General features: G+C 36.0%; 19 protein-coding genes. 9 read left to right on the forward strand and 10 right to left on the reverse strand.

Features of this window, described 5'->3' with window-relative positions:
- The gene (locus tag J0383_RS00210; protein ID WP_207296448.1) at positions 1–4050 is read right to left on the reverse strand and encodes a PAS domain S-box protein; all 4050 of its coding nucleotides are present in this window, start codon (positions 4048–4050) and stop codon (positions 1–3) included.
- A 529-nt stretch (positions 4051–4579) separates the two neighbouring features.
- Between J0383_RS00210 and J0383_RS00215 the strand changes: the two genes are divergently transcribed.
- From J0383_RS00215 to J0383_RS00230, 4 genes are all read left to right on the forward strand, one after another.
- Positions 4580–9166, forward strand: a complete 4587-nt coding sequence (locus tag J0383_RS00215; RefSeq protein WP_207296449.1) for a molybdopterin cofactor-binding domain-containing protein — start codon at positions 4580–4582, stop codon at positions 9164–9166.
- 28 nt (positions 9167–9194) lie between these two features.
- Positions 9195–10628: a hypothetical protein gene (locus J0383_RS00220; RefSeq protein WP_207296450.1), complete on the forward strand. Its 1434-nt coding sequence runs from the start codon at positions 9195–9197 to the stop codon at positions 10626–10628.
- A 240-nt stretch (positions 10629–10868) separates the two neighbouring features.
- The gene (locus J0383_RS00225) at positions 10869–11867 is read left to right on the forward strand and encodes an aldo/keto reductase (protein WP_207296451.1); all 999 of its coding nucleotides are present in this window, start codon (positions 10869–10871) and stop codon (positions 11865–11867) included.
- Positions 11868–11884: 17 nt separating this feature from the next.
- Positions 11885–12784, forward strand: coding sequence for a helix-turn-helix domain-containing protein (locus tag J0383_RS00230; protein WP_207296452.1), 900 nt, complete (start codon positions 11885–11887; stop codon positions 12782–12784).
- 92 nt (positions 12785–12876) lie between these two features.
- Here J0383_RS00230 and J0383_RS00235 read toward each other — a convergent pair whose 3' ends face one another.
- The 6 genes from J0383_RS00235 to J0383_RS00260 all read right to left on the reverse strand — a co-directional run bounded on the left by J0383_RS00235 (position 12877) and on the right by J0383_RS00260 (position 17596).
- Complete coding sequence (locus tag J0383_RS00235; RefSeq protein ID WP_207296453.1) at positions 12877–13884, reverse strand: VOC family protein; 1008 nt, start codon at positions 13882–13884, stop codon at positions 12877–12879.
- 82 nt (positions 13885–13966) lie between these two features.
- Positions 13967–14824: an SDR family oxidoreductase gene (locus J0383_RS00240; RefSeq protein ID WP_207296454.1), complete on the reverse strand. Its 858-nt coding sequence runs from the start codon at positions 14822–14824 to the stop codon at positions 13967–13969.
- A gap of 161 nt (positions 14825–14985) precedes the next feature.
- Complete coding sequence (locus J0383_RS00245) at positions 14986–15564, reverse strand: Crp/Fnr family transcriptional regulator (protein WP_207296455.1); 579 nt, start codon at positions 15562–15564, stop codon at positions 14986–14988.
- A 64-nt stretch (positions 15565–15628) separates the two neighbouring features.
- The gene (locus tag J0383_RS00250) at positions 15629–16651 is read right to left on the reverse strand and encodes an LLM class flavin-dependent oxidoreductase (RefSeq protein WP_207296456.1); all 1023 of its coding nucleotides are present in this window, start codon (positions 16649–16651) and stop codon (positions 15629–15631) included.
- A gap of 48 nt (positions 16652–16699) precedes the next feature.
- Positions 16700–17161 (reverse strand): MarR family winged helix-turn-helix transcriptional regulator, encoded by a 462-nt coding sequence (locus tag J0383_RS00255; RefSeq protein WP_207296457.1) that lies wholly within the window; start codon positions 17159–17161, stop codon positions 16700–16702.
- A gap of 75 nt (positions 17162–17236) precedes the next feature.
- Positions 17237–17596: a VOC family protein gene (locus J0383_RS00260; RefSeq protein WP_207296458.1), complete on the reverse strand. Its 360-nt coding sequence runs from the start codon at positions 17594–17596 to the stop codon at positions 17237–17239.
- A gap of 213 nt (positions 17597–17809) precedes the next feature.
- Between J0383_RS00260 and J0383_RS00265 the strand changes: the two genes are divergently transcribed.
- From J0383_RS00265 to J0383_RS00280, 4 genes are all read left to right on the forward strand, one after another.
- Entirely contained in the window at positions 17810–18067 is a 258-nt protein-coding gene (locus tag J0383_RS00265) for a hypothetical protein (RefSeq protein ID WP_207296459.1), read from the forward strand.
- Between the two features lie 182 nt (positions 18068–18249).
- Positions 18250–19251 (forward strand): SDR family oxidoreductase, encoded by a 1002-nt coding sequence (locus J0383_RS00270; RefSeq protein WP_317196718.1) that lies wholly within the window; start codon positions 18250–18252, stop codon positions 19249–19251.
- Positions 19252–19274: 23 nt separating this feature from the next.
- Positions 19275–19481, forward strand: coding sequence for a DUF2188 domain-containing protein (locus J0383_RS00275; RefSeq protein WP_207296460.1), 207 nt, complete (start codon positions 19275–19277; stop codon positions 19479–19481).
- Positions 19482–19504: 23 nt separating this feature from the next.
- Positions 19505–19870, forward strand: coding sequence for a hypothetical protein (locus J0383_RS00280; RefSeq protein WP_207296461.1), 366 nt, complete (start codon positions 19505–19507; stop codon positions 19868–19870).
- Between the two features lie 102 nt (positions 19871–19972).
- Here J0383_RS00280 and J0383_RS00285 read toward each other — a convergent pair whose 3' ends face one another.
- From J0383_RS00285 to J0383_RS00295, 3 genes are all read right to left on the reverse strand, one after another.
- Positions 19973–20410 (reverse strand): hypothetical protein, encoded by a 438-nt coding sequence (locus tag J0383_RS00285; protein ID WP_207296462.1) that lies wholly within the window; start codon positions 20408–20410, stop codon positions 19973–19975.
- Positions 20411–20460: 50 nt separating this feature from the next.
- Positions 20461–20751: a hypothetical protein gene (locus tag J0383_RS00290; protein ID WP_207296463.1), complete on the reverse strand. Its 291-nt coding sequence runs from the start codon at positions 20749–20751 to the stop codon at positions 20461–20463.
- A gap of 119 nt (positions 20752–20870) precedes the next feature.
- The gene (locus J0383_RS00295; protein ID WP_239023198.1) at positions 20871–22652 is read right to left on the reverse strand and encodes a mechanosensitive ion channel family protein; all 1782 of its coding nucleotides are present in this window, start codon (positions 22650–22652) and stop codon (positions 20871–20873) included.
- 349 nt (positions 22653–23001) lie between these two features.
- Between J0383_RS00295 and J0383_RS00300 the strand changes: the two genes are divergently transcribed.
- Positions 23002–23895 carry a hypothetical protein gene (locus J0383_RS00300; protein ID WP_207296464.1) on the forward strand — a complete coding sequence of 298 codons (894 nt, stop codon included), beginning with the start codon at positions 23002–23004 and terminating at the stop codon, positions 23893–23895.
- Positions 23896–23906 lie beyond the last annotated feature (11 nt).

The following is a 23906-nucleotide window of genomic DNA, read 5'->3' on the forward strand; positions in this document are numbered from 1 at the left end:
TTAGATCATAACTGGCAGAAAAACATGAAACGAACTGCCTTTATCTGGTTCTGATTCTGCATGTAAAACTCCTTGATGATTCATAACAATTCTTCGGCATAATGCCAGACCAATTCCAGATCCTGGATAAATATTTTGCGGATGGAGTCGTTTAAAAATTTCAAAAATTTGATTTTCAAAACTTTTCTCGAAACCAATTCCATTATCTTTAAAAATTATATGATGAAAATTAAACGGTTGGAGCGGACTGTTAGTAAAATCAGAAACAAATTCGGGAGTTACTATTGATGAACTAATTGTAATTTCTGGAGTAACTTCTGGATTTGTAAACTTAAGAGAATTACTAACCAAGTTGTAAAACAATTGATTCATTTGTAAACCAGAAGCTTGTACAACTGGCAATTCCTTAATTTTAATTGACGCATTTTTCTCCTTAATCATAAGTTCAAAGTCAATCCATATATTTCCAATTACAGCATTTAAGTCTACTGGCTGATATATTTTTTCTGGCTGAATCAAACGCGAAAAAGTTAGCAAATCACCTATAAGCTGTCTCATACGTTCTGCAGAAGTTCCTATCTTTTTAATTATTTCTACAGAATTGAGTGATGAGCTTCCATTTTCCAGCATATCGGCAAAAAACCTGATTTTACGCAATGGTTCCTGCAAATCATGACTTGCTACATAGGCAAATTGAGCAAGTTCTTCGTTTGAGTGTTTCAGTGCGTAATTAGACTGTTCTAGTTCTTTATTTGTTTCTTTTAGTTTATAGAGTACACTTGCCAGTTCGCTGGTTCTTAACTTCACTTCATTTTCTAATGCTAACTGCATTTCTCTTTGAAGCGTAATATCTTTAGCAGTGCCGCTAATGACGAGTGGTTTACCTTCTTCATTGAAATACGTCTGCCCCACAGAATGTATAATACGTTCCTGTCCGGTAATTCCATTAATAATTTTATATTCTGATTCGTATTTTCCTCCTGTTTCTTTGTTCTTAGCAGCAGCCAAAGCCTGAGCAACTCTTTCAAGATCAGATTCTTTAATTACCGATCTTGCCTCTTCAACTGGCATGGTAGTGTTTTTAAATCCAAATATTTCAGCATGACGTGATGAAACAGTGGTTACACCTGTAGCAACATCAATAGACCAAGTACCCATTTCGGCAATTTCTACTGCTGCACGCAGGGCTTCTTCTGCTTGTTCAATTTTTTTAATTGATGTAATTTCTTTGGTAACATCAGAACTTACATAAAGAACAGCATACACATTATCAGCATCATCCAATAACGGTGTGAGACTTAAATTATAATATGTAGGCTGGTTATCTTTAAAATGAATACCAGGAATTCCGTCTGCATTAAAGTTTTCTCCAGTTCGATATACTCTTTCTACATCATTAATTAATTCCTTTGAATGAGCGTCTGTAAATACATCTCGAATTGACATTCCTTGTATAGAGTTCCCTTTATTGACATTTGCAATAAAAGGATGATTCGGATTTTCGATACGCAGATCTTCTCCCACAAAAAGACAAATGGACACTGGGGCAGCTTCGATAACCGTTAAAAGTTTTGATTCACTTTCTCTAAGCGCAATTTCTGTTTGTTTACTTTGTGTAATATCTGTTGCATGAACAATGAGTCCAATTACTTCTCCCTGTGCATTTTTGTGAGGAGTATACACTATGCTGAGCCAGCGATCAACGCCCATTCTCGAAGGTGCAAACATTTCGTATCGTTCCTGCTCCCCGCCATAGGCTATAGTCAAATGCGGAAGAGTTTTAGCATACGCTGCTTCTCCAATGAATTCTCGTACTGTTTTACCAATTGCTTCTTGTTTACCAACTGAAAACCAGTCCATAAAAACAGAATTATAAGAACAGTAACGCATTTCTTTATCTAAATAGAATATCATGGCTGGAACTGTATCTCGTAATAATTCAAGATGAGCCTCACTTTCTTCTTTTTCTTGCTGTGCTTTTACTTGAGCTGTTACATCAATTGCGATGTCCAATATGGCATAAATTTCCCCTTCATTATTATAAATCGGCGTATACGAGATATTATAGTAATTATTATTTAAAACCCCATTCTGATTTATTTTTACTAATGATGCTGGAGAAATAAATGGAATTCCTGTTTCAAAAATATCATCTAAAATTTTCAAATAAGCCTGCCCTTCTGTAATCAGTTCCGGCATTGCTTCTCTTAATGGAAGTCCCACAATGTTTGGTCCTTTACCCACAATGTCAATAAAAGTCTGATTTGGATTTTCAATGATCAAATCACGTCCTACAAACAACCCAATACCTGCTGGAGCTGCTGCAATAATGCTCTGCATCTTCGCTTCACTTTCCTCTACTTTTCGACGGCTTAGCACTTGATTGGTTACATCTGTTGCAATTACCAAAACAATATTAGGCTGGCCTTCTAGATTATGATGCAGCTGATAGGTTAAGTCTACATAAACATATTCAAGTTTTCCATTTCGGAAGAGTTCGACTTCGACTTCATTGGCTACATAAGCTTTACCAGAATTTATAACCTCTCTTAAAAGCCCATCAAATCCCTGTCCTTTTATTTCAGGAAGGGCTTCGAGCAGTGGTTTTCCTATTATTTCTTTCTTTTCGCGTCCTACAAGCTCACAATAAAAAGCATTTGCACTTTGAAAAACAAGTTCTTCAGTAACAGTTAAAGTAGCAATACCAACGGGAGACTGCTCAAATATAGAGGCGAGCTGATTATGATTTTCTGCAATCTGATTTTGCGCTTTAACACTTATGGTAACATCTGAACAAATATGAAGAATGGCATAAACAGCATTATTTTCATCAAAAAGCGGTGTTAGGGAATAATCAAAATAATTCTTTTCGCCTGTTTTTTTATTTACAATTAAAGCACCAGAAGCTTTGTAAACTGAACCCGAGACATATACCTGTGTTAAACGTTCAAAAAACTCATTATTGGTAATATCAGACAGAACGTCTGTTATTTTCTTTCCAATTATAGCATTGTCTTTTTTCCAGTAACCAAGCATTACATCATTGGCAAGATCTAGATAAAATTCTCTGCCTCGAAATAAAGCAGTCCCAACAGGTGCTTTGCCCACGAGGCTTTTAAAGCGATTTTCGCTGGCAATCAGTTTTTTTTCTTTTTCTTTCTGCTCTGTAATATCAATAGCAATTGCCGTTAAATATTTTCTATTTTCAGAATCAATAACGAGAGAAACACTATTATTAACCCAGATTTCATTTCCGTTTTTACACACATACCGTTTTGTCATCAAAAAATCATTCCCATTCACAATACAGTCTTGCAGTAAAATCTTATTTTGTTCTAAATCATCAGGATGTGTAAGTTCTCCTAAATTCATTTTTAGAATCTCTTCACGGCTATAACCAAGCATCTGGCAGTAACGTTCATTAACTTCAATAATACGGCCTTCTATATTCGCCTGTGCGATTCCAGCATTAGACTGCATTAATACGCTGTTTAGCTGTGATCTAGCGCTGCTGGATTGTATAAGTGCCGGTATAGCTGCAGAACTTTCGATACAGGTTACAAAAAAACCTTTTGTGGCTCCTTTTTTATCAAATACAGCCCTGTAACTAAGAGTTAAATAGACATCTTTTACAATAGCATTTTGAGTGAGCGATGTGGTAATATTGTCTTCATATTTCGCTATTTTACTAGCTGCCATAGTATTCAATGTAGAAGCAGCCGTTTTCCATTCTGAGTGCAGCACCTCATTTACAGGGCTGCCTAAAATATCAGAATCAACAACGAAATTTTTTAAGAAAGGACGAAAGGAATCATTGTAAAAAAAATAATGTTCATCGCTCCATACCAAAAATGAAGGAACAGAAGAACCTAGCAGAATACTTAGCGAAGAACAAAGATTTTCGCTCCAAAATTCAATAGATCCAAGAGTTGTATTGTGCCATTTGAAATCATTAATAAGTCTACCTAAATCACCACCCGTTTTTAAAAATGTATACTTATAATCTGTAATATCTAATGACTCCACCGTACTGCTATTTATTAAATTCAATGGAAAGGTAGTGTTTATTTAATAAGCAGCCTAATTCTTAAAAATTAAAACGCTTAATTAAAGAAAATATCACGAGGAAATTATAGAAAAAAAGATAGTTTATGTGATGTATATATAGTTTTTATTTGAGTTTGAACAAATGTAATTTCTAATTACTTCCCTTATGTTCAGAAACATATTTTTTATTAGAGTTATTCTTAAAACAGGTATTAGTACTTGGTTTCCATTTAAAACACCATATTATATTTGTTATTATTTAACAATCAAATATTTACGGAATCCAGCAATGCTGGTTCAATAAAGCAACGGTATTAAATAAGTTTAGATATAATACTTCTGAATAAAAAACAGATTAATTACATCTTAGTTTCTATATCCCCTTACCAATTAATTATTTAAAATCTCAATCAAAAAAACAGTGATATAAATAATTAAACTATAAGCCCATAAATAGCTATTTCAGTATTACAAGTTTTTCAATTCTATTACACTTTCAAAAAACAAAAGAATAAAAACCAAATCTATTGCTATGAAAAATACTGTACATTTTTTTCTAAATGGAAAACCTACCACCATAGAAAATCCTTCACCAGATTTGCTATTAATTGATTATTTAAGATCTCCAAATGTTGGTCTTTGCGGACCCAAAAAACCCTGTGGACAAGGAGGCTGCGGCGGTTGTACGGTTATTTTATCTGAATGGGATGATAAAGAACAAAAAGCCAATCATTTAGCGATAAACTCTTGTCTTAGACCCGTTTGTGCAATAGGCGGACTTTCAGTAACTACTATCGAAGGAACTGGTGCCGCTCGTAAACCCGATCCTAAACATTTAGTGCAAAAATCCAGTTCGACACGTACTAATGTTACGTTTGACGAAGACGACTCTCCAGTACTCGATGAAGCCAAAAAAGAAGCCGAAAACAAACGTATTGCTGTTCAAGAAGCTATTGCCAAAAGTACTCAAAGCGGAACTTCTGTTGCTGAAGTAAAAATCATAGAAGAAATCGCTGAATTTCCATCCGAAGAAACACATTCAGGTATAAATCCCGTGGCCTATCAATTGGCATTAAACAATGGAAGCCAGTGCGGTTACTGCAGTGTAGGATTTGTAATGAACATGTCTGAATTTATACACAATAACCCAAAAGCAACTAAAAAAGAAATAGAACAGGCATTTGATGGAAATTTATGTCGTTGTACTGGTTATCGCTCCATACTTACGGGAATGAAAACTTTTGCTTCTGACTGGAGTAAAACTGATGAAATAAAGAAAATGGACTGTAAGTTAGATCCTGTCAGTAAAGCTCAGCTTCCTGGCAATCTAGAAATTCCCTTTCCTATTGAAGCACAACAGCCAGCTTCTGGAGTTTCGACTAATCGATGGGCAACTCCTGTTACATTATCGGAATTAGCTGAAATTCTAAAAAATAACGAAAATATCCGTCTGGTTCATGCTAACACTTCTTACGGAATTTACAAAAATGAATATTTGGACACCACATTTTATGTTGACATTCGATTTATTAAAGAACTCAATATCAAGAACGAAATAACAAATGGACATCTTGAATTTTCAGCCAGCTGCACCTATACTGATTTAATAAAATTACTTTCTGAAGGTATTGACAAGGCCAAACACAACGCTAAAAAAACATCAAAATCTGATATTACTACTTTAGAAGCATTAGATTATATGGCACGCAGAACTGCCGGCCGTATCGTTCGTAATGCCGCCACAATTGGAGGTAATACGATGTTGGTATTAAAACACATTCCCATACATACGGGAGAACCTTTTCCATCTGATCTTTTTACGGTTTTATTTGCGGTAGAAGCAAAAATTACTTATCTCTTATTAGAAAAAAATGGCCAATTCAAAGAATACATACAAACAGCCCAAGAACTTGTTGAAGCAGTCAAAATTGATCCGAAACTGGCCGATAATATTGTTCTAAAATCGTATGAAGTTTCTTTACGAGACAGCAATGATATTGTGTTTGCACAAAAAGTCGCACTTCGTGAAGTGAACGCTCACAGTATTGTAAATGCTACTACTAATTTTAATATAAACGATGAATCCATCGTAAAATCGGCAATAATTACATTTGGTGGTATTGCTCCGTATCCGTGGAGAGCAGCAGAGACTGAAAAAGCAATGAAAAATGAAAAGGTAACATTAAAAAATATCGATACGCTCTTAAAAATTCTGTCAAAAGAAGTCTATAATGAACTTATTGCACAGGAAGAACGCATGAAAGAAGTTCCAAATGAAGGTTTTACTTTAGAATACCGCACACAATTAGCCGTTTCATTTTTTTACAAATCAGTTGTAAATGCTCTAACAGTTAAAGGGATTTCAATTCCTAAAAACCTTCTTTCAATTGCAGATAATAAATGGGGAAATTGGCCCGTGAGTGATGGGATCCAAAATTACAAACCCCAAGATTATAAAGCGCCTGTTGCACAGCCTTATATCAAAGTCACAGCGATGTACCAAACATCAGGACAAACTCATTACACGCACGAACTTCCAGTGCCGCCGCTTACTTTAAATGGAGCATTTGTGCAAAGTCAGAGAGCGCTTATGAATTATTCGTTTGCTGTCTATGAAAAGAATGCGACAATTGCAGAATTACGAGCACATTTAAAAGATAAATTTCCCGCTTTTACAGATATCATCACTTACGAAAATATTAAAAACGGAGGTCGTAATTACCAAGGAATGGGAAATGACCAGCCTCTTTTTGCAGAACAATTAGTAAGTTATGTAGGCCAATCTATTGCCATGATATTGGCTTCAAATGAACAGGAAGCCATCAAAATTGCGGCATATGTTTCTGAAAAATGCGTACAATACACCAAACCAGGAAATCCGTGGACGGGAGAATGGAGCGAACCTATTATAGATTTATTAGATGCTATTAAAAAAGGAAGTATTTTTCCAGATGCACCTGTCTCCGCTTCTTTTGCCTCTCATATTTGGAAAATAACCCGCCCCGGAAGTCAATTTGACTGGGTGAAAAAACATCAGCCAACGGCGCCTAAAACGCTCATCCGAGAAGAAGAAATAACGGCTCGAAAAGAAAATGTAGACAATATTCCTTGCACAGTTGTTACTGCTTCACAGCTTTGTGGCGGGCAAGCACATTTTTATATGGAACCACAAGCCTGTATTGTAACTCCAATTGATGAAGGACGCATGAAAGTGCAGCCCTCAGTTCAAAGTCCTGCAGCTATGCACGATACAGTTGCCTTATCATTAGGAATGTACCATCATCAAATTGAAGTAAAGGTTCCACCTGTTGGGGGCGGATTTGGAGGAAAAACCGAACAAACCCGTTTTGTTGCCGGACCAACTGCAGTAGCGGCAAAAGCGACCAAAACTCCTGTTCGATTAGTAATTCCGCGTGATGAAGATACCGCCATGATAGGAAAACGTCATGCTTATTATGGTGAATATGAAATTGCTGTTGATACAGGACAATATAAACCAGAAAACAAGGGAATACTTCACGGTTTTCAACTAAAAATGTGGGGCGATGGCGGTGCCTTTTATGACTGTTCATTCATTGTTTCTAACTGTGTACAGCTTCGTACCGATAATGCTTATAAGATTCAAAATTTTGAAAGCCAAATCGATGTCTGCCGTACCAATACTGCTCCCAGCACTGCAATGCGTGCTTTTGGAGATGTACAAGGAAAGAATATTGTTGAAAATGCAATAGACGATGCAGCAGTTTCCATCGATATGAGACCAGAAGATTTACGTGAAAAAAATCTTTACGACCGTGGTGATGTGACTCCGTTTGGGCAGGCGCTTACTTATTGCTATATGAAACAAGTATGGGCTTACGCAAAGAAAGTTTCAAATTTTGAATCCAAATACGAAGAAGTTCAAAATTTCAACAAAGACAACAAATGGGTTAAAAGAGGAATTTCTATGATTCCTGTAAAATATGGTTCAGGATACAACTTACTTGCGTTAGAACAATCAGCCGCTATTGTGGTGGTAAACTCAAGTGACGGAACGGTAATAATCCATCAAGGAGGCGTTGAAATTGGGCAGGGTTTAGTAACTCAGGCACAACAAGTCGCTGCCTATGTTTTAGGAATTCCAATGGAAATGATTTTTATTGATAATGTCAATACAAGCGTAACCCCAAACCCTACCAGTACAGGAGGTTCTACCGGAACTCCATATTCTTGTGAAGCCGTAAAACAAACCTGCGAAGACATGCGAGCAAGACTTATGGAATTTGGTTACCAAATGCTGAAGGAAAACGGAGAAGAATGGTGTAAAAATAAAAACATAGATTTTTGGAACTACGGTGCAGGCGAAAATAAAGGCTGGGCTAAAAGAGTTAAGAACAGCAGCGGAAATGAAATCATGATCTGGCAGCAGCTTGTCAATTTAGCAGCATCCCAGCGTGTTAATCTGATTGCTTCTTTTAATACGAAAATAAAAGGCGGTGAAGTACAAATTCCCGCTATGACATTTAAAACAGAAGCAGACCAGCCTAATATTCCCGGTATAGAACGTACTAAAAATGCACATCTGGGCGGCGGGGTTGATTCATTTGTCGGTTTTACCTATTCGGTAGCGTGCTCTGTTACTGAAGTGGATATTCTTACTGGAGAAGTAAAAATCATCAGCTCTGACATTATTTATGATATGGGATGGAGTATGAATCCTGCTATAGACATCGGGCAAATTGAAGGTGCTTTTGTTCAAGGTATCGGCTATCTTTTAACTGAAAAACTAGTATCAGAAACGGAGGGACCAAATATAGGACGCTTAAATTCAACCAATACCTGGCGCTACAAAATTCCTGCCGTAACCACTATTCCACTGGAAATGAATACGTTTCTTTTCCCTAGAGATGAAGATTCGGTAAAAAGCATTCCTGAAGATCCGAACCAAATATTTTCTGCAAAAGAAGTTGGCGAACCTCCTCTAGTTCTGGCGAACAGTGTCTTCTTTGCCATAAAAGATGCCATCCGTGCTTCGAGAAAAGAGCGAAACCTTTCCCCTCTTTTTCGCTTAGACGCCCCAGCTACCGTACAAGAAGTACGCAGAGCCTGTGAAATAACTGAAAAAAACCTAGTAGAATAATTAAACCAAAAACAAATTTCTAGATGTTATGAAACAATTTAAACCATTGCTGATAATAGCAATTTCCACCCTGTTTGCTTCCTGCAATCAAAAAACTGAAGAACAACCTACAGCAAAAAAGAGCAAAGCCTTAGCTGTATTAGAACAACAAAATTATGAAGAAAACGGCTTTCCCGATTTCGGTTATATGGTAAGTCCGCAGGAATACCGAGAAAAATATTCGGATCAGCCGATATTTCGTCTCAAAACAGATTTCCCAACCGAAATGCCTAAAGAAATGCCCAAATTTCTTGATATTGATTTCAAAAAAGAACCTTTAAAATATATAGAAGCTGTTCGCGATTATGGTTTTGAAGGAAACACAGAAGAGTGGAATCCATACAAAAATAAAGTTCGCGACTGGTATCATATTCCGTGGCTGCACCCAAGTGTTGAAGGACCAAATGCTTATCCGCCAAACGGAGGTACGGAAGGTTTTCATGGTCTTATTAAAGAAGCTCCTCTAGGACCTTATCAACTAGGGCCGGGACTTAAAGGTGTTGAGGGCGATTATTCCGTTTATGCCATTACTTTAATCAATGACAAAGCTGGTTATGCTATGGGCAAAATGTGGAAAGATCCACAAAATCCGAATATTAAAGTATTGGATAAACGATACGATGATGGCGGATTTCCAACAGGAACTGTGTTTGTAAAACTACTTTTTACTGACGCACCAAAAGGAACTGATTTCGTAGATTATCTGGTAAATCCATTAACGTGGAAAGCCTATATCACTGAAAATTTCTGGAAATCAGACAAAAGAGCTGTAGCTGATGTCCATCTTTTACAAATGGATATTTCGATACGAGACCCAAGAGCAGATAGAAGCGCAAGCAATCCAGAGGGAACCGGATGGGTATTTGGAACGTTTTGTTACAATGGTAAATTGAACAATAAAAACAAATTAATGAATCTGGTACCTGTTGGACTTACATGGGGTAATGATCCGGAAAATAGAATAAACAAAACATCTCCATATCCGCCAATCAAGACAGAAGTAAATAAAGACCTTAAAGAAACCGTGATTTTCGAAAGTCCAAATCTTCCACCTCAGCACCTTGGATGGAATGGCCGATTAGACGGACCTGCAGATTTGAACACTGTATCATGTATGTCATGTCATAATGCAGCTCAGTATCCGGCAGTAACTTCATTAGTTCCGCCAAATGCAGCTCCAGACGGTGGTAAAACTCCTCCTGTGGGTGGTGGCAGCGATGAGTGGATGAAATGGTTTCAAAACATAGACTGTGGCACTTCTATGAATCCAAATGTATATTCAACTGATTTCTCTTTTCAGGTTGCTATCGCTTTAGAAAACTTTTTTACCGCCAAAGAAGCTTCCGAAAAAGGAAAATTTGCTTCACAATACAAAGCTATCCATGTGCCCATACGCCGTGGAGATGTGGCGCCTAACAAATAATCGACATAAAAGAAGCAAAATACTGATGCCTATTCAAGTTTTTAAAATTTGAATAGGCATTATAGTATTAGGAAATCTTAAAACTAGATTCTTTTAGCACAGAAAAGCCAAAATCGGTAATATGAATATTTTGTATGTATGTTTTATTAAGACCTGTAATCTGCATACAAACTTCCGTAAACTGCAAACCTGAAATCATGACCTTCTTTAGAAATTTGTATTCAAATAAAACTCTAAAAGATGAAACAGATTAAATTAGGAAATCAAGGATTAATCATTCCGCAAATTGGCTTGGGATGCATGGGAATGACCGGATTTGAAGAAGGAAATATGTACGGTCCAGCTGACGAAAAAGAAGCGATTTATACGATTCATCGTTCGCTAGAACTTGGAGGAAATTTTCTAGATACGGCAGATTTGTACGGGCCTTTAAAGAATGAGCAATTAATAGCAAAAGCTATTGGAAAAGAACGTGATAAATATATTTTAGCTGCAAAATTCGGATGGGAAATTGATGACAATGGAAAGGTAACCTGGGCCATCAATGGAAGTCGAAATTATATCAAAAAAGCGGTTGAACGTTCACTTAAAAATTTAAATACAGATTGTATTGATCTGTATTATATGCATCGTTTGGACAAAAATACACCAATTGAAGAAACGGTAAGTGCAATGAGAGAGCTTGTTAAAGAAGGAAAAGTGAAATACATTGGACTTTCGGAAGTGTCCTCTGAAACTATACAAAAAGCCCATAATGTTCATCCTATAACTGCTGTTCAAAGTGAATATTCTTTATTTGAAAGAACTGCAGAAGAAAGAGGTGTACTAAAAACATTGGAGGAATTAGGAATCGGTTTTGTTGCGTATTCGCCTTTAGGACGTGGTTTTTTATCAGGACAAATTCGTTCTATTGATGATCTTCCCGAAAATGATTTCCGCAGAGCTATTCCTCGTTTTCAGGAAAACTATTTTCATAAAAACATCGAACTGGTAAAAGAAGTTGAAAAAATGGCTGAAGAAAAAAATGTAACCTCATCCCAGCTGGCTTTGGCATGGATCATCAGCAAAGGAATTGTACCTATTCCGGGAACTAAGCGCAGAAAATATTTGGAACAAAATATTGCTTCCGCAAATATAGAATTGAGTCAATCTGATCTTTTAAAACTGGAAAGTATTGTACCTTTAGGAACAGATACTGGAGCTCCTTATGATGAATTCAGTATGGGACTTTTAGATTAAACTTAAAAAAGCTAATTATGAACACAATTGCATCCGTATCTGCTTTTCACCGACTGCTTTCTCTTCCAGAACCCAAACATCCTATGGTAAGCGTGATCAATTTATCTAAAAGTATTTTTCTGGAAGATGAAATCTGGAAAGGATTTGTCAATAAATTTTACTGTGTTGCTCTAAAAAGAGACGCTAAAGGAAAAATTAGATACGGTCAAGGACATTACGATTATGATAAAGGCGTTTTAAGTTTTACTGCCCCTAATCAGGTGCAGTATTTGGACTTACATAATATGGAATGCGGAGCGGGTTATTTGCTGATATTCCATGAAGATTTTATTTTGAAACATCCATTGGCACAGAAAATATTCGATTTTGGATTTTTCTCTTACGCTGTAAATGAAGCATTACATCTTTCAGAACAAGAAGAAAAATACCTTATTGAAATACTCGATCGAATTGACAAAGAATGTCAGCATATTGATCATCATACTCAGGATATTATCCTTTCGCAGATTGATCTGCTTTTACACTATTCAAGCCGATTTTATGAAAGACAATTCATAACGCGAAAAAACAACAGTCATGCACTTCTTGCTAAGTTCGAAAAGTTTATTAATGATTACTATAGTGATAGAGCTGCAGAGAAAGGTCTTTTAAGCGTAGCCATGATTGCAGATGCTATGAATCTTTCTCCAAATTACCTCAGCGATTTCCTAAAGATACACACCGGAAGAAATACAAAAGAACATATTTATGAAAAGCTAATTAATAAAGCCAAAGAAAAACTATCTGCTACAGAATTATCTGTGAGTGAAATTGCTTATGATCTTGGTTTTGAACATCCGCAGTCATTTAGTACATTATTTAAAAAAAGAACCCAAATGGCGCCTTTAGAATTTAGAGAGAAGATTAGGAATAATTGATTTTTTTAATTTCTGTATAAAATGATTCACAAAATTTAAAAAGTCAGAAAAAATATTTCTGGCTTTTTAAAACTCTTAAGTGAATTAAAAAATTATTCTTTTTGATCAACAAAAACATATAGCTTTTGTACTTTTCCGTTTTCAATTACAAACAAATCCATTCCGCTTACAACAGTTGGTTTCATTTTCGAACCAAATTGCCAGTACAATCGAACTATATTATGATTGGTTTCAACAGATTTTGCGGTAAATTTAAACTCAGGATTTTTGGTTTGAAGCTCTACAATAAATTTAATGATCTCGTCAATTCCTTCAGCAATAAAATGACGATCCACCATTTCTACATTTGAAGCATAAACTTGATTCAATAAAACTTTGCGTTTGGCTTCGTCTTTTTCATTCCAAATTTTCAAATGATTTTCTACAATTACAGTATTGTTTTTAGAATCGAAATCAGTTTCAGAAATTTTTTTTGCAGGCGAATTTTTTGGTGACCATAATACCGTTTTAGGATGTGATTTTTCATATCCTTTTCCATTTGGATAGGAAACCAACTCCATTTTAGAACCCCAAGGTGTTTCAAAATACACCCAAGTTTCTCCCGCAGTATCGCCAGATGGCATTGTAAAAGGTTCTCCTAAAATTTTCACGCCTTTACTTTTTAAATATTGTACCGATGCATTGATATCATTTACATAAAAAGCAATGTGTGATGCTCCAATATCATCTGTATTTGGATGCTTGTTGCTTCCTTTATTATCTGCATATTCAAATACTTCAATGCTTGCTCCGTTTCCGGCATTGATCATTTTTATGGTAACTGCTCCTGTTTCAGGATTAATATGATTTAATTTTTTCCAGTCAGCGTCAAGCGGAATTGGTCCTAATTGCGTTACAGGCGTAAATCCAAGTACATCATTAAAGAATGTAACAGCTTTATTGAGATCAGGAACATTGATTCCAACATGATCAATTCCGATAATTCGCGCATTAGTTTGTGCCACTGTTTTATCCGAAGCAGAAAATAGTATTAATAAATTAAGCATTGCTGCTGCTGAAGTTTGTACTTTTTTATTTGATTTTTTATGATTTATTTTCATGACTATATTTATTATTGTTATTGATATTCTTATTGATATTGATATTGATATTGATATTGATATTGATATTGTATTTTGATATTTAGTTAGTGTAAGCAGCTACCCATTTTGCTTTAATAGCAGCACGGGCCTCTATAAATTCTTTATCGGTTCCTTGTGCAATGGCATCAAGTGGAAAACGAAGTGGTCTCTCCCCTTTTTTCATGCTTACCAATTCTAAAATACCATCAGCAATGGTTTGCGGATTCATCTCGAACTGCGCCATTTTACCAAATAAGGCTGTGCCTAATGCATTGAATTTTTCGGTTGCTCCTTCTCCATATTCTTCTATAATTTCGGTTTTGTCGGCGTGAATTCCAGCTTTAGAACCGTTATTCATTTCTGTTGGATAAACTCCCGGCTGAATGCTTACGTTTTCAATTCCGTAATCTGCCAATTCATCTTGTAATCCTTCTGTAAAACTTTCAACAACCAATTTTGATGCGATGTACGGAACCATAAAAGGAAGTGTATGTCCGCTTGCCCCAGTTGTAATGTTAATCACGAGTCCGTTTCTTTCTTTTCTCATAGAAGGAAGAACCGCCTGATACATACGAAGTACGCTATAAACGTTTACATCGAACATTTTACGAACTTGATCAATCGAATAACCTTCTAAAAGACCAAAACCGCTCACGGCTGCGTTATTGATTAAAACATCAATTTTTCCGTATTTAATTACTACTTTTTCTATTGCTTTAGTAACTGATGCATCATCAGTAACATCAATATCTACTACTTCAATATTTTCGATTGCTTCTAATTCTTTCGCAGCAGCGGCATTTTTATCATTTGTATTGCGCATTCCTGCAATTACTGAATGACCTGCGTTTGCTAATGTTACAGCTGTTAATTTTCCAAAGCCTGTACTTGTTCCTGTAATGAAAATTGTTTTTGACATGATTTCTAATATTTAAATGTTTATAATGTTTGTTTCTTTTGAACATTACAAAGTTGCGACGAATGCAAAACCTGTACATTGATTAGAAATAAGTAAAAACTTGATATAGATCAAGAGTTTGGAAAAGGCATAAAAAAAGGAGCTTTTAAAGCTCCTATATATTATTTCTTTGCGGTTTGTTTCCGAATACGGCTCAGTGTTTCTGGTGTCATGCCTAAATATGAAGCGATCATAGTTTGCGGAATCCTAGATGCAAATCCTGGATATTTATTGATAAAGTTTAAGTATTTTTCTTCAGCAGTTAAAGTCAATGTGGCTTGAATTCTGTTTTGCGCTGCTATAAAACTCCTTTGCAGAATAGCATTGACTATATTATTAAAAGCTGGAATCTCTTTGCAAAGCAATTCAAAATTTTCATGAGTAAAAAGTACCAGTTCTGTATCTTCAATAGCATCAATATTAAAACGTGACGGCTGCTGCATCATTAAACTTTCACGATCACCTGTCCACCAATTTTCGATACTAAAGTTATTTACATGCTCTCCTCCTTTTTCATCAACTGTATAAGTTCTGAGGCAGCCTTGAGTGATAAAAGCATCATATTTCCAAATATCGCCTTCCTGCAATAAATATTGTCTTTTTCGGAGCTTTTTAATAATGGCAAATGATTGTATACGTTCTGATTCTGCTTGTGTCAGCTCGGCTTTTTCTTCTAGATACTTTTGGAAAATTTCATACATAAGAATGTAAAAGTATATAAAAGCCCTCTTATTTAAAAAGAGGGCTTTTATTTTTTCATAAAATTTATCGCCAGTCTAATTCAGGGGCAATATATTCTAAAATAGATGACAATACATGTACATTATAGTCAACACCTAACGTATTAGGAATCGTCAATAATAAAGTATCGGCTTCTTGAATGGCTTCGTCTTCTGCCAATTCTTTAATTAGTTGATCAGGTTCAGCGGCATAAGTTTTACCAAAAACAGCTCTTTTATCACGTTCTATATAACCAAAACTATCAGCTCCTTTTCCCTGCCCTCCAAAATAGTATTTATCTTCATCGTTGGTAATGGCAAAAATCGAACGGCTTACTGAAACTCTAGCTTCACGATCGTGTCCTGCTTTTTTCCATGCTTCCTTATACAATCTGATTTGTTCTGCTTGTTGTACATGAAAAGGTTTTCCGTTCTCATCGTACTTAAGAGTAGAACTTTGAAGATGCATTCCATTTTCTGCTGCCCATACGGCGGTGGCATTAGATGCTGCTCCCCACCAGATTCTTTCTCTTAATCCTTCAGAATGCGGCTCTATACGCAGTAATCCAGGTGGATTTGGAAACATTGGGTACGGATTTGGTTCTGCGAATCCTTCACCTTTCAATCCTTCTAAAAATGCTAATGCTTTTTGACGTCCCATATCGGCATCAGTTTGACCGTTTTCGGGTTCGTAACCAAAATAACTCCAGCCATCGATAACCTGTTCCGGCGATCCTCTGCTTATTCCAAGTTGTAAACGTCCTCCTGAAATCAAATCGGCTGCACCGGCATCTTCCAGCATGTACAATGGGTTTTCATACCTCATATCAATAACACCAGTTCCAATCTCAATTTTACTGGTTTTGGCTCCAATGGCAGACAGCAAAGGAAAAGGCGACGCAAGCTGTTGTGCAAAATGATGCACGCGATAATAAGCGCCGTCGATACCTATTTCTTCTGCTGCTACAGCCAAATCAATAGATTGAAGCAATGTATCTGCTGCTGTACGAGTCTGGTAAGAAGAATTATGTGACCAATGCCCAAATGATAAAAATCCTATTTTCTTCATATGGCTTATTTTTTAACTTTCTCAAAGATACGCCATAAGTATGGATATTTACTCTTCTTTATTCTGTTCAATCAAATTCACCATATTCTCATTAAACGAGCTTAGGTGGTTTCCTAAACCTGAAAAGAAATCTATATCGGCGTTTTCAATTGTGGTTAATGCTTTCTGCAGAACTTCAGATCCTGCTGGTGTTAGTTTGATTACTTTGGCTCTTGTATCGGTTGGATGTTCTTGTCTGCTTATAAATTCTTTTTCCTCCAAAGTTCGAAGTACTTTAGAAACCATCATTCTATCGGCATTTCCTTGATTGGCAATATCTATCTGGGTAACATTTTCATTTTCGCGTGAAAGCCAGCCCAAGGCAGCCAGCAGTACAAATTGCGTTTGTGTCAAATTTAACGGATCCAAAACTTTCTTTTGTTTGCGCTGCCACAATAATGTCATTTGTCCTAACAAATAACCAGGACTTTCATTGGGACTTTTAAACTTAAATTCTATTTTCTTTTCCATATTAATTTTGATGCATTTGCCTTGGATAAATATATAGCTTTACTTTTTATTATTAAACTTCTTGTATTTCAACTTTTATTTTGTTTCCAAAAATGTGAGTTTATAACCATCCAGATCTTTTACATGAAATGCTCTTCCAAATGGTGTTTCTATAATTGGTCCTGCAGTCGTTATACCATTTGCAATGTATTTTTCTTTTAGTTCGTCTACGTTTTCGGTAACCGCAAACCAGAGTGCTACACCAATTCCTAATTCTTTTCCTTTAATTGGTTCAAGCGGTGTGCGAATAGCAAAGCTTGCTTCTCCTTGATTATACTTAAATATACAAGCTTGCGGATTGGTATCGCCAATTTCAAAACCTAATTTTTGAGTGTAGAAGTCTTTTGATGCTTCTAGATTTTTTACTTGCAGTGATGCAAATGTTAACTGTTTCATCTTTATAAATTTTTTATTGTTGTCGCAAATATAGTATACACGACAACAATTTACAAATATTTTTAATGTATTTCAAATTGGGTATAAATGAAAATTTAGAAACTTCAGATGAAAATTATATAAGAAAGGTATTAAACAAAGAATATAAATTAGAGTTCCTTATCTAGAGAAAAATTTGACGCGAACACTACTATTAATTTAAACTGATTTTATATGATATCTGATAACTACTTTAATTTAGACCCACAGGAAAGCGATCTGACTTCATACGAAGAGCAGCTTTTGATAAACTACGATAATTATTTGGAGAGCAACAATGCAGATTCATTAGCCGCCAATCATTATGGACTAAAGCTTGATGATCTTCGAGAAGATTATCTTGATGATGATTATAATTCAGAATATGATGAAAATGATTGGGAAGAAGAAGATTATAATCTGATGGGAGATTATGATGAGAGTAAGCTCTAAAAAAAATACAGTAAAACATTTTAGCCAGTGCAATCACTGGCTTTTTTTTTATCCATAAAAGATGTAAGATATTCATTTTAAGGCGTATTATGTAAATCGAAAAACTAATCATATAAAACACTGGAAATCAATATCATTAATTTTAACTATTCAAAGAAAATATTAATTTAAGATTTGAAGTTATGGATGATAAAAACAAAATATCACGAAGAACTGCTTTAACAGGAATGGGAGCAATTTGTTTAACAACTGCTTTCACACCAGTCATTGGAGCTGATTTTTCTATGAAAGAAGAATGGTCTACACTCCCCGAAGATCCAACCACAAAATATCCCCGTCCGCCCTTTAAAGAACAATCGCAGCCTTGGCCGGGACTTGTTAGTAAAATGGATCCGCGTCCTGATCATGGAGAAAAGAGTTATAAAGGTTCTGGCAGATTAAAAGGCCGTAAAGCTTTAATAACTGGTGGTGACTCAGGTATGGGAAGAGCAGCAGCTATTGCCTATGCCAGAGAAGGTGCCGATGTAGCAATAAATTACTATCCTACTGAAGAGGAAGATGCAAAAGAAGTTATTCAGCTTATTAAAGCAGAAGGACGAAAAGCAGTAGCAATTCCGGGAGATTTAAGAGATGAAAATTTCTGCAAATCGTTAGTCGAACAAGCCGTAAAAGCGCTTGGAGGTCTGGATATTGTTATTAATAATGCTGCAAGACAGCAAACTCATGATTCAATTCTAGATATTTCGACAGAAGATTTTGATGCGACCATGAAAACAAATATTTATGCTCCTTTCTGGATTATAAAAGCAGCACTTCCTCATCTAAAGCCAGGTTCTTCGATAATAGGGACAAGTTCAGTTCAAGCTTATGCTCCTACTGAAGATTTGTACGATTATGCACAAACAAAAGCAGCAACTACCAATTATATTAAATCACTGGCCCGACAACTAGCTCCTAAAGGAATACGCGTAAACGGAGTGGCTCCTGGTCCTGTATGGACGGCGCTTCAGGTAAGCGGTGGTGCGACAATGGAAAAACTTAAGAATTTTGGTTCACAAACGCCTATGGGAAGACCCGGACAACCGGCAGAGCTTGCTTCCATTTATGTTCAGCTGGTAGCTGAAGATGCGAGTTATGCGACTGGACAAATCTATGGTTCCAGCGGTGGTGAAGGAAATCCTTAAATAACCCATTTAATTTTTAAGTCATGCCTTGGTATTCCGGAGATTATCCTCCCTCCTATAAAAATCAGCCGAAAGAAATTCGGGAAAAAGCTGTTGAAATAGCCAACGCCCTGCTTCAGGATGGCGCTGAAGAAGGAGTTGCAATTGCAACAGGATTGAAACAAGCTCGTGAATTACTTACAAGTCACAAAGAGAAAAACAGTAGAACAAACCATACAAAAAAGAATTAAGTATCACATTAAAACTAAATATTATGTCAAGAGAAAATTATGATAATTACGATCAGGAAGATTTTACTTATCAAGCAGCAGATCACGTTGCCGGAGATTCTATTAATTCAGAAACGATGGAAAAAAAAGATCCAGCAATTAATCAGCATCAAAACGAATCAGACAGACACAGTCATATACCACATCATGATGAGGATAGCATAAGTGAACATTCTGATGAAAAAGAAAATGACACTTCAGATCCTTTCTTTCAAAAAAATGCCTCTATAGCTCAAGATTTAGATGAGGATCTTAAAGATGAAGATGACGACGATGATTTTGACAATGATGCTAATAGAAGAACATTAGATGAGACAAAACCCGATGAAGACGAGGATGACGATTACTAATGTCACAAATTAATTATCGAATAAAAATAAATCCTGAAAGGAATCTAAATAGTTTCTTTTCAGGATTTATTTTTTAATGATCCGAATTGTATAGCATTGCATTTAATCAGCTGCATATTTATTATTCCAATACAACATCAATAAAAGGGTTACAATGATACAAGATGCTGTTCCTTCAAAAAACAATGAAAGACAATACGTGGTAACGGAAGGTTCTCCTCCAAACATAAACGCTTCAGATAAGGATTTTACATAACGGTCACCTCCTTTGGCATAACTGTAAATAAGAAGTGCCACAATACTTACAACTACTGCTGTAAATGAAGTAACCATAGCTGAAATGGCATTGGGTACAAATCCGTTTTTTCCTTCGGCAAGATTCATTTTCAAACTTCGGTTTACACCGTAGAAAATAAATAAAACATTGAGAAGCCTTAAATAAAATAAATTTGAAAGGTTTAATAGTTCCATTAGAAGGAAGAATAATGCTATCCCTACGAAGATCAAAAATCCATTAGTAATTTCTTTAGGTAATTTCATAATTATTATTTTTAATTCAACAATAAAAATCTAATTTCAACACTTAGAGATTACTTTTTAATGGAATCTGTTTTTATATTTTGATTCCCTTTTTGAAGCGACCCATCGGTACCCGATCCGGTTGAACCTTCGCCTGTAGCCCCTGTAGTTCCGTACTTGCCATGCTGCTCAGGATCTAAGGTTGCAGATGAATCAATAGATGGACCAATGGTATCGACAGACATATCTAATGTATCTTTCTGATTGGCATCGACAGTATTATTCTCATTCTTTTTACATGAAAATAGCGCTGTCGAAGCAAACAGCAGTATTACGATTCTTGTTTTCAAAAGTGTTTTCATAATCCAGTAGTTTGAGTTTATAAATTTTAAAAACAAAATTAAAACTCTGATTATCAAAACAGTTACAGGATTCCGTTAGTCAGTTACAGAAATCATAGATTTTACCTGTATTTTGTAATTTATTCTTCTTCTGGTTTATAACTGCCTTCCTCTGGATATTGTACACTGCCTTTTAATTCTTCAACACGTTTTGGGTCAAATTTTGGCAATTGCAATTCGTTGTTTTCTTTCCATTTTTTAACCGTTTCTGAAACTTCAGCTGCTTTTTCGGCTGAAAAAGGAGTATCCCGTGCCATATAAAGTGTTTGAGATGGATAAGCCAAAGCAGTACCACTTTTCTCGATTATGTCCATCATGCGCAGTAATAAATCTTCTTGTACTTCCTGTGATGTTTCAAAATTTATGGATTCAATGTAAGCTGTAATTTCAACCTTCAAAGCGTCGGTGGTAATTCCGGTAAAGCGTACTACTGGAGGTGAATTTAATACCGCTGGATGAGAATACAATAAAGACCTGAGTTCTATCAGCAGGTATCGCATTTGATCGGGTGTTGTTTCCATTCTGAAATTAAAAATGGGATTAAAAATAAAACGGTCGCGATGGGCAAAATTTTCGATTTTACTGGCAGAGAGCTGTCCGTTTGGAATCGTCACAATCGTTCGTGCTGAAGTGCGTAAAGTTGTCGAACGCATTCCTATAGATTCTACGGTTCCCTTAATATCATCTACACGGCAATAATCGCCTACTCTTAATGGCTGATCTGCAATAAGGCTCACACTTCCTACAAAATTTTCAATTGTTTTTTGTGCTCCCAATGCCAATGCGATACCTCCAATTCCCAGAGCTGCAAGCCCAGCAGTTACATCTACACCAATGATTCCAAGTATAGCAATAATACCTATGAATACAATTGCGACTTTAGTGGTACGGCTTAAAAACAAAATTGCCGAAACCGCAGAAATTCGTCCGCGTCTGTTCATTCTGCTTCTGGTAAACATGCTCACAAAATCGGTCATTCGCCAGAGCAGAATTAAAAAAGCAACAATTCCAATGGTGATGATGATAATACTAAAACGCTGTCTTACTACTATGGAAATTCCCATTCTCTGAGTAAAAGCTACAAACAAAATTACCGTCAGATACATCTGGACTGGTAATGTAAAAGCATCTATAATGGCATTTCCTTTTTCGGTATCTGCCTTCTTCCATAATTTTTGGAGTAGAAAAACAAACACAAAAATCAGCAGTCTTGACAGTAAATAAGAAACGATAGTCATTACCACAACTACGCCCCAATGTCCGATGGGTACATTTCCCAGTTTTTTTTCTTTTAAAACATTGGGAAGTACTCGGTCTAAAAATGTTTTTTCTCCTCTAATATCAGCAGATACAATCGATTCTATTGTTTCTGCCGAAAAAAGCCATAAAGGCGGCTGACTGTCATCTGACTGGTTTTCGACATAAAGCGGTATTGTAGTTTTGTCACTTGATATATTTCCGACCAAATCGACACCTGTTGCTAGATCATCGTCTATACGGCCGGTTTCTTTATTGCTGATAATGGAAGATGGCGATAAATTACCTCCCTGATCCAATAACTGCTGAAATGTTTTGGCGATTCTGATTCTCTCAGCGGTTTTGCGGTACGAACGTTTGCTTAAAACAAAATACTGGCTGGCGCGCAGGTAATTTTGATCGGCGAGTGCTTTAATAAATCCGTTAACTGTTCCCTGAGGCGTTCTTCTTCCCAAAGAATCATCAGGAGTTTTGGCTGGTTCTTCAGTTGTGGTTTTGGCTGATCCCAGCAGCTGGGCTTTCATATTGTGCGGCGTGATAAAACTGATCATCAACAATACAAATGGCAGTAAACGCTTAATTCCTAAAATCATAATTGCATTCATTTTTAATGATTCAATCTATTAAAAATAAGAAATATAGAAGAGAAAAGAAACCTTTACTCAGGAAATAATGAATTTAAAATTATCTAAATCTTCTCTATTTCCTTAAAGTTTCTGTATGGATGCAATTCACTTATACACAAAACCGACTCAGCGTATTAAAAAAAATTAGTACTCTTTTCTAGAAAATAAATAACGCAGCAAGTAGGGTAATTGATCTCATAGTTGTTTTACAATTGATCGCTAAAGAATAAAATGTAAAAACAAAGTATCCCCCTTAGAACTTGAAATATAAACTGCTGTTGCAGTGTACTATATTTTTTCACTTTTCAATAACCTAAATTAAATTACAATGAAATTACAACAAATCAAATTCGCTTTAGCTGCTGTTATCATGACTACCCTCTTTCAAAGCTGCAGCAGTGACAATAGTAATGAACCTACTCCAACCCCAGAAGCAAAAAAAGAAATCAACCTTGCTACGAGTACAACATTAGGAACCTATCTTACAGACAAAGATGGAAGATCTTTGTATTTTTTCTCTACTGATGCTAATGGCCAATCTTCTTGTACAGGAGGATGTGAAGTAGTCTGGCCGGTATTTTTTGTAGATAATTTAACTGCTGACAAATTAGGCGCGGGATTGACATTTTCTGATTTTGGTTCTATAACAACAGGATCTGGCAAAAAACAATTAACATACAAAGGCTGGCCCTTATATTATTATGCTCCAGTAACTTCAAGTGACGGATATGGTGGAGTAAATAGCCCTGAAGCTCCGGGTAAAACTACTGGAGACGGAGTGGGCGGTGTTTGGTTTATTGCAAAACCAGATTATTCTATAATGATTGTAAGAAGTCAGCTCGTGGGACATGACGGCAAAAACTACAAATCAGATTATACTGTTGGAGATGGATTAACGACTTATTTTACAGATGCAAAAGGAATTACGTTGTATACTTATAAAGGCGATAATTTCAATAAAAACAATTTTACAAAGGCTGATTTTTCAAACAATGGCGTATGGCCCATTTATGAAACCGATAAAATTGTAGTGCCATCTGCTCTTGACAAATCTAAATTTGCTGTTATTACTGTGTTTGGAAAAGCGCAAATTACTTACAATGGCTGGCCATTGTATTATTTCGGACAAGATGCGAGCGTAAGAGGAGCTAATAAAGGAATCAGTTTCCCAAGTCCTGGTGTTTGGCCTGTTCCAGTAAAAGATATCGTACCAGCAATATAAGTAACATTTTT

It is taken from the genome of Flavobacterium endoglycinae, from assembly GCF_017352115.1.
GTDB classification, from domain to species: Bacteria; Bacteroidota; Bacteroidia; order Flavobacteriales; family Flavobacteriaceae; genus Flavobacterium; species Flavobacterium endoglycinae.